This is a genomic window from Paenibacillus sp. GXUN7292 (assembly GCF_050864975.1).
Lineage (GTDB): Bacteria > Bacillota > Bacilli > Paenibacillales > Paenibacillaceae > Pristimantibacillus.
Genome location: NZ_JBOZWO010000074.1, coordinates 1 through 11,643, shown reverse-complemented (window position 1 = coordinate 11,643; position 11,643 = coordinate 1). Strand labels below are relative to the sequence as shown.

Here is an 11,643-nt window from a genome sequence, read left to right as displayed (position 1 = left end):
AATGCCTCAAAAAGCACGATTGTATATGAAAAAGCATACAGAATAGGCATCTGCCACCTCAAAACGGTTAAATATATATGAAATTTCATATAGAATACGCAGAAACGTCCAAAAACACAACAATTGTTTACGAAAAATCATATAGAAAACACCGGTCGGCACTTGCTCCAAACTGCTTTTGTTGGGCATATTTTCGCTATAAAAGTGTTTTTCAACTGCCTACCAAACTCAATTTAGTTTGATAATAAGATCGCCTCTCCTGGCTAAGGAGGAGGGCGATCTTATTTGTGATAGCGCAAAATATGATCAACAAATCACCGTTAAAATAAACGGCTTCATAATTTGTGTAGAAGATGCAAAAGCTATGGACATGAAAAAAGATCAAACGAATCATAACGGATGGCTGCGGAACAGTAATAATATTAGCTTGGAAGAGGTTAATAATACCGTTAAAATACCTGCCAATGCGGGGTTTTGGCGCAAATTGCTAGCTTTTGCCGGACCGGGCTCGCTTGTCGCTGTAGGCTATGTCGATCCGGGAAATTGGGCTACCTCAATTGCAGGAGGAGCGCGTTTTGGCTATACGCTTTTATCAGTCATTCTAATTTCCAATGTAATTGCGATGCTGCTGCAAGCATTATCTGCGAAGCTGGGCATCGTGACCGGCAAAGATTTGGCACAGGCTACACGCGACGCTGTTGGGAAAAAGACAGCGACCTTTTTATGGATTTTAACAGAGCTTGCAATTATTGCGACGGATTTGGCTGAAGTAATCGGATCTGCCATTGCCCTCAACCTGCTATTCGGCATTCCCTTGCTGCTCGGCATCGCTATAACAGTGCTGGATGTGCTGCTTTTGCTGCTGCTTCAGCGCAAAGGGTTCCGCTGGATCGAATCGATTGTTATCGTGCTGATGGCGACAATTCTGTTTGTATTTGCATTTGAAGTTATAATATCCAAACCAGAACTATCTGCTTTGTTCGGCGGGTATGTTCCAAGCTATGAAATAGTGACCGACCCAGAGATGCTATTTATTTCACTAGGTATTCTAGGCGCAACTGTTATGCCTCATAATTTATATTTGCACTCGTCTATCGTTCAAACCCGGCAATATAAGCGGACAACGGAAGGCCGGAAGGAAGCGCTGAAGTATTCCTTTATTGATTCAAATGTTTCATTATTTTTTGCATTCGTAATTAACTCTGCTATATTGATACTAGGCGCTGCTGCTTTTTACGGAACAGGGCTTGAGGTTTCAGAAATTGAAGCAGCTTACGAGCTGCTAAGCCCAACTTTGGGGGTAAGCATTGCGGGCACATTGTTTGCAGTTGCTTTGCTCGCATCTGGGCAAAATTCGACGATAACCGGTACGCTGACTGGCCAAATTGTAATGGAAGGCTTTATACGCATGAGGATATCTCCTATATTGCGCCGCTTGATTACAAGACTCATTGCTGTCGTGCCGGCATTTGTAGTAACATGGATTTCCGGATCAAAAGGGACGGGTGAATTGTTATTATGGAGCCAGGTTATACTCAGCCTGCAGCTGCCATTTGCCGTAGTGCCTCTAGTACTGTTTACAAGCGACAAAAGAAAAATGGGCATTTTCGCCAATCGAACGTGGATTAAAATAACGGCTTGGACGGCAACCTGCGTCATTATTGCTCTAAACATTTTTTTAATCGCGTATATTATTATGACAGGTCGAGAGTTAGGTTAGCCTTTCTTGAAGAAAGCTGGCGATTCATAGAATACTAAACGTTTTGAGAGCTGTGTAAGATCAATGATCTTATACGGCTCTTTTTTAAATGTAAGAAAGTATAAGTTTTGGTAACCTTATATCCATTCTTGTATTTTATCGGTAATCGCATCTGTCGAAAGGACGGCGGAGCCGTTGATGCTTGTTCGTTTTGCCATTACTCAGGTAGTTTGTTTTTATTTGTTTCCTATTAATGATGTCCGATTATTTTTGTTTAGATGGTATTCAAACATAAACAAAGATGATATACTGGGGATAATTACAGATAAACAAATACAAAAACAAGAAAAACTAAGGGGAAAGGACCTGGTTTTCTTGTGCAATGATGCATGAACAAAAATGATATTTGGAGGAACTATCTATGGTACAACCTTTATGGGACAATGCGAAAGCAGCTAATTTGCAGGGTGGCTTGGAGGAGCTTGTCTATCGCTCCAACATTATCGGCGAGGATCGCCGCGTGTGCAATTACGGAGGCGGCAATACGTCCAGCAAAACAATCGTGAAGGATTTCCGCGGCCGCGATATAGAAGTGATGTATGTAAAGGGCAGCGGCTCTGACCTTGCAACGATGAAAGCAGGCAATTTCACAGGATTGCGTATGGACGATATTCGTCCGCTGTTTGAACGGAATGAAATGTCAGATGAGGATATGGTTGCTTATTTGGCTAATTGCATGATCGATGCCAAGCATCCGCGTGCTTCTATTGAAACGCTGCTGCATGCTTTTTTGCCGTTCAAGCATGTTGACCATACCCATCCTGATGCGATTATCAGCCTGTGCTGCGCGCATAACGGCAAAGAGCTTGCCAAACAAATTTTTGGCGACCGCTTTGTATGGGTGCCTTACGTCCGTCCTGGCTTTACGCTTTCCAAAATGATTGCAGAAGGCGTATTGGCTAATCCAAACGCTGAGCTAGTATTAATGGAGAAGCATGGCCTTGTAACCTGGGGCGAAACCTCTGAGGCATGCTACGCTCAAACGATCAAAATCATTAACGAAGCTGAAGCTTTCATTGAAGCTCGCGTACAAGCGGACAATGTATACGGCGGCGTGAAGCATGAAGCGCTGGCAGCGGAAGTCCGCCGCAGCATCGCAGCGGCAGTTATGCCTACGATTCGCGGTGCTGTAAGCGATGAGAAGCTGATGATATTGTCATTTGATGATGAAGCGGATGTGCTTGCCTTTGTGGGCGGCAAAGATTCTGCCAAGCTGTCTCAGGTTGGCGCAGCTTGCCCTGACCATTTGGTGCATACAAAGGTTGTGCCTTTGTTTATCGACTGGACTCCGAATGCAGACGATGTAGAAGGCTTGAAGCAGAAGCTTGTTGAAGGTGTTGCAGCCTATAAAGAGCAATACAAGCAATATTTTGAACGCAATAAAAACGAAGGCGACGTTATGTTTGAGGCTGCACCCCGCGTTATCCTGATTCCGGGTGTAGGCATGATCAATACAGGCAAGAGCTGGGCGATGTCGCAAGTAAGCGGCGCTTTGTTCCACCGTGCGATTGCTGTAATGCGCGGGGCTACAGCGCTTGGTGATTTCGTATCGCTTAGCGAGAATGAGTCGTTTAACGTAGAATATTGGCCGCTTGAGCTTTACAAGCTTTCTCTTGCCCCAGCTGAAGCTGAATTTTCTCGTAAAGTAGCCTTTATTACTGGCGGAGCCGGCGGTATTGGCAGCGAAACGGCAAGACGTCTCGTTTCCGAAGGCGCGCATGTCGTACTTGCGGATCTGAATTTAGAAGGTGCTGAGCGTGTCGCTGCCGAAATTAATGAGAAGTACGGTGCAAACAGAGCTTTGGCCGTCAAAATGGACGTAACTAGCGAGGAAATGGTAGCCGCAGCTTATGCAGAAACGGCGCTCGCTTACGGCGGCGTTGATATTATTGTAAATAATGCAGGCCTTGCTACTTCCAGCCCATTTGACGAGACGTCCTTGAAGGAATGGAACTTGAATATGAACGTGCTTGGAACCGGCTACTTCCTAGTAGCTCGTGAAGCATTTAAAATTATGAAAACGCAAGGTGTAGGCGGAAATATGGTATTTATCGGCTCTAAAAATTCGGTTTATGCCGGCAAAAACGCGACAGCTTACAGCTCTGTTAAAGCGCTTGAAGCGCATTTGGCACGCTGTATTGCAGCAGAAGGCGGCGAATTCGGCATTCGCGTCAATACGGTTTTGCCTGACGCTATTTTGCAAGGCTCTGCGATTTGGAACGGCAGCTGGCGCAATGAGCGCGCGGCGGCGTATGGCATTGAGCCGGATCAGCTGGAAGAATACTATCGCAAGCGTACTACTTTGCTAGTGAATATTTATCCGCGTGATATCGCGGAAGGCATCGCGTTCTTTGCTTCTTCCAGATCGGCAAAAACAACCGGCTGCATGCTGACTGTTGACGGCGGCGTACCGGCAGCGTTCACCCGTTAATAGCGGAAACGTACGATTTTTGCCTGTAAATCTCATTTGCTTAAACATGATTCTATAAAAGGGGGATGCTGGATGTTCGAGGCATATGGCGAGAAAATTTGGTATATACCGGATGGCTATATTCCGCCCAAAAGCTCTGGCGAGCTTATAAGTCATGAATCAATATGCGTGCTTAATCGCTCATCTGTGGATGCTGAGCTTTCAATAACGATTTTCTTCGAGGATCACGAGCCGATTGACAATATTTCTGCAGTTGTTCCTGGCAGAAGAGCGTATCATATTCGCACAAGCACGCTCGCAAAAGATGGCGTATCGATCCCGGCAGGCATTCCATATGCAATTGAAGTAATGAGCAGTATCCCTGTTATTGTGCAATACAGCAGATTGGATTCGACCCAGGCTGAAAATACACTAATGTCGACCATAGCTTATCCGATTAAGCAATCATAAATTTTATTAGGAGGGCGTTACCCATGTCCGATCGCGCATATGCATTATTCGAAGAGCAGCAGAAGGCTAGAGGAATCGATTTGAATGTAGTAAAAGAGCGTCTCAAGGCATTGAAGATTGAAACTCCTTCATGGGGATATGGTGATTCCGGTACAAGATTTAAAGTATTTCAAAAAGAAGGCGTGCCTCGCAATCCATTCGAGAAGTTTGAGGATGCCGCACAGGTGCATGCCCTGACAGGACTTGCTCCTTCCGTTGCTATTCATATTCCTTGGGATAAGGTGGAGGACTTTGGCAAGCTGAGAAGCCATGCTGAAGGTCTAGGTCTTTCTATCGGCGCGATTAATCCGAATCTGTTCCAGGAAGATGAGTACATGCTCGGTAGCGTAACTCATGCAGATGCAGCGGTACGTCGTAAAGCTACCGATCATTTGCTAGAGTGCGTCGATATTGCCAAGGAAACAGGCTCACGCGATATTAGTCTGTGGTTTGCGGATGGTACAAACTATCCAGGTCAAGGACATATCCGCAAGCGCAAAGCTTGGATGCAGGAAGCTTTGACTGAAATGTATAAGGCGCTTACGCCGAAAATGCGCATGCTTATTGAATACAAATGCTTTGAGCCAGCGTTTTATCATACGGACCTTGCGGACTGGGGCATGGCTTACAATCTAGCGCAAAAGCTCGGACCGCAAGCTGAAGTTCTAGTAGATACCGGGCATCATTTTCAAGGAGCTAACATCGAGCATATCGTAGCCTATTTGCTTGACGAGAAGCGTCTTGGCGGCTTCCATTTCAACAGCCGCAAGTATGCGGATGATGATCTAATTGTCGGAACAGTTAATCCATACGAGCTATTTTTAATCTTCTATCAAATTCTTGATGCGGCTAATGACGAGGATGCGGCTATACGTGAAAATGTGTCCAACATCGCTTATATGATTGACCAATCTCATAATATCGAACAGAAAATTCCAGCCATGATGCGCTCTGTACTTAATGTTCAGACGCAATTTGCTAAGGCGCTTCTTATAGATCACAAGGAAGTAGCAGAAGCTGCTGATCGCCATGATGTACTTGCAGCAGAGCACGCTGTCCGACGTGCATTTGAGTTTGACGTTATGCCGCTTCTTCATGCCATCCGCGAGGAGCAAGGCTTGCCTGTCGATCCGATGCAGGCTTATCTATCAAGCAGCTATGGAAAAGACATCCTGGTGAGAGGCAAGGGTGGTGCGAGCTGGTGACCCATGTTCTTGCATTCGATCTTGGCGCAAGCAGCGGCAGGGCAGTGCTTGGACGTTTAGTTGATGGACGGATTGAGCTGGAGGAGCTTCACCGCTTCTCCAATGATCCCGTTCTAGTTGGCAAACGGCTGCACTGGGACGTATTGCGTTTGCTGCACGAACTGAAGCAGGGCTTGCTGAAAGCAAAAAACCAAGGCATCGAGCTTGGCAGCATTGGTATTGACACCTGGGGAGTTGATTTTGGCGTTATTAACGAAGCAGGCGAGTTGCTTGGCAATCCATATCATTATCGCGATACTCATACAACTGGCATGATGGAGCAGCTTATTGAAGAGCTGTCTGCTGATACGATCTTTGAACGTACGGGCATTCAATTTATGCCGATCAATACGTTGTATCAGCTCGCTTCCTTGAATCGGAATCATTCACAGCAGCTAATTGGCGGCAAGCATATATTGTTATTCCCGTCGCTGCTCCGTTATTTTTTGACCAATGAGATGTATAATGAATTTTCACACGCTTCAACTACGCAAATCTTTAATCCGAAAACAATGGATTGGGATGACCTGCTGCTGCAAACAATTGGGATTGATCGTGAGCTGCTGGGCGAGGTTGTACAGCCTGGCACACAAGCAGGCAAGCTTAGTGATGAGGTGTGTGATGAGCTTGGCATTGACACTGTACCTGTGATCGCCGTTGCAGAGCATGATACCGGCTCAGCAGTCGTTGCTGTTCCTTCTACTGAACGCTCTTTTGCGTATTTAAGCTGCGGTACTTGGTCGCTAATCGGGACAGAAGTGCAGGAGCCTGTTATTAATGAAATGTCGCAAAGCTTGAACTTCACGAATGAGGGCGGCGCATATGGCACCTTTAGGCTGCTCAAAAATATAATGGGTCTTTGGATTTTGCAGGAAAGCAGGCGCGCGTGGGAGAGAGAAGGCAAAGCTTATTCGTTCCCGGAGCTAGTTCAGCTGGCAGAGCAAGCTGAGCCATTCGCTCATTTTATAGATGTAGACGACGATCTGTTTTTGCATCCTGGGGATATGCCTGCACAGATTCGCTTGTATCTGGATCGTACCGGACAATCGCATCCTGGCGATGTAGGCAGCTATGTGAGAGCAATTCTGGAAAGTCTCGCTTTTAAATATCGCCAGGCTTTCGAGCAGATTGAACGATTGACAGAGGCTGTGTATGAGGGGCTGCATATGGTTGGCGGCGGCATTCAAAATACATTGTTATGTCAGTGGACAGCAAATGCACTAGGCAAGCGTGTATGGGCAGGTCCGGTTGAAGGCAGCGCCATCGGAAATATGGCTGTACAGTGGATTGCCTCTGGCGAGCTTAAGGATGTTTGGGAGGCAAGACGTGTTATTCGCGATTCATTCCCAATTGTCCAGTATGAGGCTCAGGATGCCGAAAGCTGGAATAATGCGTACAAACAGTATAAAATGAAAACGAACATTAAATAGTGAACATGTACGTAATATACTCATTACTGCGCAGCGGCTATGAGGACTAATGTGTGAAATGAGGAAATGGAATGTTGGTTGCTGAACGCTATGACTACATCGTGCAGCTTGTAAATGAGAGAGGGAGCATACGCGTCACAGAGCTCAGTGAGCTTTGTCAGGTGACGGAGGAGACGATACGCCGTGATTTGGACCGTTTGGAGCAGGTTGGCAGACTGCGCCGTTCTCATGGCGGTGCTGTCAGCGTAAAGGATCAGCAGCCGGAAACACCTTTCTTCGAGAGAGAAGTCGCTTATGCCGATGAAAAGCGAAGAATTGCGGAAGCAGCTGTGAAGCTAATTAAGCCGCAGGACCGGATATTGCTTGATGCCAGCTCAACAGCGTGGTATATGGCAGCATCAATGCCGGATATTCCGCTTACCGTCCTTACGAATTCTATTAAGGTAGCGTTGGAGCTTAGTGGAAAAGAGAAGATAGAGGTAATTTCTACTGGAGGGATTCTAGCTTCTCGTTCATTATCTTACGTAGGTCCGCTAGCAGAACGTTCACTTGATGCCTATCATGTAGATAAAGTTTTTTTCTCATGCAAAGGTGTTCATTTGGATCGAGGCGTTAGTGAATCTAATGAGCTTCAAGCTCGAATCAAGTATCGGATGATTGGCATGGCAGATGAGATTGTTTTGCTGGCGGACTCTAGCAAGTTTGGCGTGCAGGCGTTTACACATGTAGCTGATTTGGCAGATATAGATCGAATTATTACGGATAAAGCTTTGGAATCCAGTATACGTGAGAGATTGCAAGAGCGTAATATAGAAGTAACTATAGTTTAACGGTCCTCGCATAATAGGCGCTGGCTTCCCCAAAAGAAGCGCAGCGCCTAGCTTCGATTAGGCTGTTGCTATTTTATGGCTAGGGGGATGACGATGAAGGTATCTTTATTTATTACATGTATAAGTGATGCTATGTTTCCGAAGGTAGGAGAAGCGATGGCAAGGCTGCTTGCCAGACATGGCATCAAGCTGCAATTCCCTACTGTGCAAACCTGCTGCGGACAGCCTGCCTTTAATAGCGGCTATTGGAAGGAGGCGCGCGAATCGGCTCGTACTATTGTCGATGCGTTCGAAGATAGTGACTTTGTAATTGCTCCTTCCGGCTCATGTACAGGTATGATCCATCATTATCCGAAGCTGTTTGAGAATGATCCAGTTATGCTGGAGCGTGTTACAAAATTGAAGGAAAAGTCTTATGAATTTACGCAATTTCTTGTACAGGTGCTTGGGGTTACCGATCTTGGAGCGAGCTTTCCGCATAAAGTAACTTACCATCCATCTTGTCATGGCAGCCGGATACTTGGTGTAAAGGACGAACCGATGCTGCTGCTCGAAAATGTGTCGGGACTGGAATTCGTGCCGCTTCCGTTTGCTGAGGACTGCTGCGGCTTTGGCGGTACTTTTGCTGTAAAGATGGCACATATTTCCGGAGCAATGGTTACAGAAAAGGCGGATCATGTGCTGGAAAGCGAAGCAGAGGTGCTGGTAGGACTTGATATGGCTTGCTTAATGAATATTGCGGGCAATCTGCATTATCGGAATAAGCCGGTGCGAGTGATGCATCTGGCTGAGCTGCTGTACGAAGGGGTGAAGCAAGCATGAGCGGACAACAGGCTATGAAGAAGTCCGTGAAGGAGCGGGCAGAGCTTGCCCTTCATGACGAATTTTTGCGCAAGGCTGTGCGCTTTACAACAGAGCGGCTTCGCAATGGCAAGAAGAAAGCTTCTGAGGAGCATGGCAATTGGGAGCTTTGGCGCGAGCAGGGGAGACAAATCCGTCTTCATACGATTGCTCATTTAGATTATTATTTGAACTTATTCGTTGATAATGCAAGAGCTAATGGCGTTCATATTCATTTTGCTTCGACTGGACAGGAGGCTGTTGCAATTGCTTTGGATATTGCCAAGCATGCTGAAGCCAAGTCCGTTGTAAAATCGAAGTCGATGGTTACAGAAGAGCTGCATTTGAACCAGGCGCTCGAAACGATCGGTGTTGAGGCGATAGAAACCGATTTGGGCGAATATATTATTCAGCTTGCTGGCGAGATGCCCTCGCATATCGTTATTCCGGCCATTCACAAAAATCGCTATCAAATAGCTGAACTGCTGTCGAAGGAAGCAGGTTATGAGCTGCCGCCGGATACGACGGCGCTTGCCGGCTTTGTGCGCAAAAAGCTGCGCGAAAAGTTTCTTGAAGCGGATATCGGCATGACGGGCTGCAACTTTGCGATCGCCGAGACGGGCTCTATGGTCCTGTTTGAAAATGAAGGCAATGCGCGGATGGTCAGTACGGTGCCGAAGACGCAAATTACGTTGATGGGCATGGAGCGGATTATTCCTTCCTGGTCTGATTTGGAGGTTATGGCTACGCTTCTGCCGCGCTCGGCAACCGGACAGAAGCTGACGATGTATATGTCCGGCATTACAGGTCCGCGTCGCAATGGAGATGCGGATGGACCTGAAGAGATGCACATTATTATTGTTGATAATGGACGTTCCCTGCAGCTGGGCGACCCTGAATTTCAGGAGCTGCTCAACTGTATTCGCTGCGGCGCTTGCTTGAACGCTTGCCCAGTATACCGTCATATTGGCGGTCATGCTTATGGCAGCACCTACAGCGGGCCGATAGGCGCAGTGCTGACGCCTTCGCTTAATAGCAATGTAGCGGAGTGGGATGATATAGCTGGTGCTTCGAGCTTATGTGGCGCCTGCTATGAGGCGTGCCCTGTAAAAATACCGCTGCATGATATGCTTGTCTACCTGCGCAGACGCAAGGTAGAAGGCGGTCATGGCAATAAGCTGGAATCGCTTGGCATGCAGGGCTTTGCTGCGGTGATGGGCAGCTCGGGCAAATTTGGCGGACTTGTCCGGCTAGGCAAGCTTGGGCAAAAGCTTGTCGTCCGCGACGGATATATCCGTACGAAGCTTGGACCGCTTAAAGGCTGGAACAGCTATCGTGTCACGCCAAGCTTGCCTAAGAAATCTTTCCGTGACCGATGGCAAACGCTAGATCAGGAGTTGAAGACTGAGCTGCGCGAGCTCGATGACGCGGCGCGTCAGCGGATGGAGGCGCTTGTTCGTGGGCGTGCGGAGGGGCGGAATAGCGCGTTGAATAGTAAAAAGTCTGGCAAGGGGGATGGCGCAGATGAGTGAGACGCATGAGCAGTGGCTGGCAAGGCTGGCGGAGCAGTCTAAGGCGAAGCAGGAGCGGTTTATGAAGGATATTGCAGCAAAGCTTAGACATCCGCGCATGACGGAGAAGCCTGTTCAGCCTTATCGTGGCGCGCCTGACTTCTGGCAGGCATTTAATTGGTCGCAGGAGGAGAAGGAAGCACAATTTATCGATAACTTTCAGTCCGTTGGCGGCCATACGGCGAGGCTTGCTTCCATGGAAGAAGCTAAGGCTTTTATCGTTAACAAGACAGTGGAGCTAGGCGCCAAATATATCGTTCGTCAGAATGAGTCGGAGCTTGCGGCGCTGGAGCTGGAGGAAGAGCTGAAGCGACGTCTTCCAGAAGCCGAGCTGAAAGCATGGAACACGGATGAAGAGCATGCCTGGATGGCAGAGGCGGCACAGGCTGATATCGGCATCGTGATGGCGGATCATGCTGTAGCTTATACTGGCTCGATTACAGTGTTGTCGGCTAATAACAAAGGTCGCTCAGTAAGCTTGCTGCCAACAGTTATGTTCTTTATTATTCCGGTTGACCGCTTGCATACGAGACTGGGTGAGGTGCTGGGCGGGTTTGATCAGGCTGGGCGTGAGGCTTTGCCTGCAGGTATACATTTTATTTCTGGCCCAAGCCGATCCTCCGATATTGAGAATGATTTGACGATTGGCGTGCATGGTCCGGGTGTCGTGTATGCATTGTTGGTAGGTTAAATTAAATGAATAGACAAGAGGCTCGCTGACCATCAGTCGTAAGGACTTATAGACAGCGGGCTTTTTGAGGTGATTTTTGCTAAAGAATGCTTCTGGCGAGGGTGGCGATTCATTGTGGGCGACGTTTGCAAGCAAAAAGAAAGGGGGAACGAAGTGCAAGATGGGGAATGGAGAAGCGGCAGTGTCCGCCTTTGTAGGCCAATTTTATCCTTTACAGGGGTTATTTCATCAAAAAAATGGACTAGACAGCGGTCGGAATCCCAAACTTGATCGTAGTAGCATTCTTTCAATTGCTTATTGCCCTATTAACAATTAATCGACACCCTCCTGAGAACCGTTAGTGCTGCGGATTTAACTG

Annotated in this window: 9 protein-coding genes; all 9 read left to right on the top strand. The window is 47.4% G+C overall.

Translation table 11 applies throughout. The features are described 5' to 3' along the window. The first annotated feature begins 370 nt into the window (after nt 1–370). The 9 genes from ACRRU2_RS27955 (at nt 371) to ACRRU2_RS27915 (ending at nt 11,285) form a co-directional block, all read left to right on the top strand. Nucleotides 371–1,720 (top strand): Nramp family divalent metal transporter, encoded by a 1,350-nt coding sequence (locus tag ACRRU2_RS27955; RefSeq protein WP_432506684.1) that lies wholly within the window; start codon nt 371–373, stop codon nt 1,718–1,720. A gap of 400 nt (nt 1,721–2,120) precedes the next feature. Continuing rightward, complete coding sequence (locus tag ACRRU2_RS27950) at nt 2,121–4,190, top strand: bifunctional aldolase/short-chain dehydrogenase (protein ID WP_432506682.1); 2,070 nt, start codon at nt 2,121–2,123, stop codon at nt 4,188–4,190. Nucleotides 4,191–4,262: 72 nt separating this feature from the next. Further along, a complete protein-coding gene (locus ACRRU2_RS27945) occupies nt 4,263–4,640 on the top strand; it encodes a sensory rhodopsin transducer (RefSeq protein WP_432506680.1) in 378 nt (125 codons plus the stop codon). 23 nt (nt 4,641–4,663) lie between these two features. Next, nucleotides 4,664–5,884, top strand: coding sequence for an L-rhamnose isomerase (gene rhaI / locus ACRRU2_RS27940; protein WP_432506678.1), 1,221 nt, complete (start codon nt 4,664–4,666; stop codon nt 5,882–5,884). After that, nucleotides 5,881–7,353, top strand: a complete 1,473-nt coding sequence (locus ACRRU2_RS27935; RefSeq protein ID WP_432506676.1) for a rhamnulokinase — start codon at nt 5,881–5,883, stop codon at nt 7,351–7,353. The genes rhaI and ACRRU2_RS27935 overlap by 4 nt, the downstream gene beginning before the upstream one ends. Nucleotides 7,354–7,424: 71 nt before the next feature. After that, nucleotides 7,425–8,183 (top strand): DeoR/GlpR family DNA-binding transcription regulator, encoded by a 759-nt coding sequence (locus ACRRU2_RS27930; protein WP_432506674.1) that lies wholly within the window; start codon nt 7,425–7,427, stop codon nt 8,181–8,183. A 93-nt stretch (nt 8,184–8,276) separates the two neighbouring features. Beyond that, nucleotides 8,277–9,005, top strand: coding sequence for a (Fe-S)-binding protein (locus tag ACRRU2_RS27925; protein WP_331701639.1), 729 nt, complete (start codon nt 8,277–8,279; stop codon nt 9,003–9,005). Then, nucleotides 9,002–10,555 (top strand): LutB/LldF family L-lactate oxidation iron-sulfur protein, encoded by a 1,554-nt coding sequence (locus ACRRU2_RS27920; RefSeq protein WP_331701638.1) that lies wholly within the window; start codon nt 9,002–9,004, stop codon nt 10,553–10,555. The genes ACRRU2_RS27925 and ACRRU2_RS27920 overlap by 4 nt, the downstream gene beginning before the upstream one ends. Next, nucleotides 10,548–11,285 carry a LutC/YkgG family protein gene (locus tag ACRRU2_RS27915; RefSeq protein ID WP_432506671.1) on the top strand — a complete coding sequence of 246 codons (738 nt, stop codon included), beginning with the start codon at nt 10,548–10,550 and terminating at the stop codon, nt 11,283–11,285. The genes ACRRU2_RS27920 and ACRRU2_RS27915 overlap by 8 nt, the downstream gene beginning before the upstream one ends. Nucleotides 11,286–11,643: the final 358 nt, after the last annotated feature.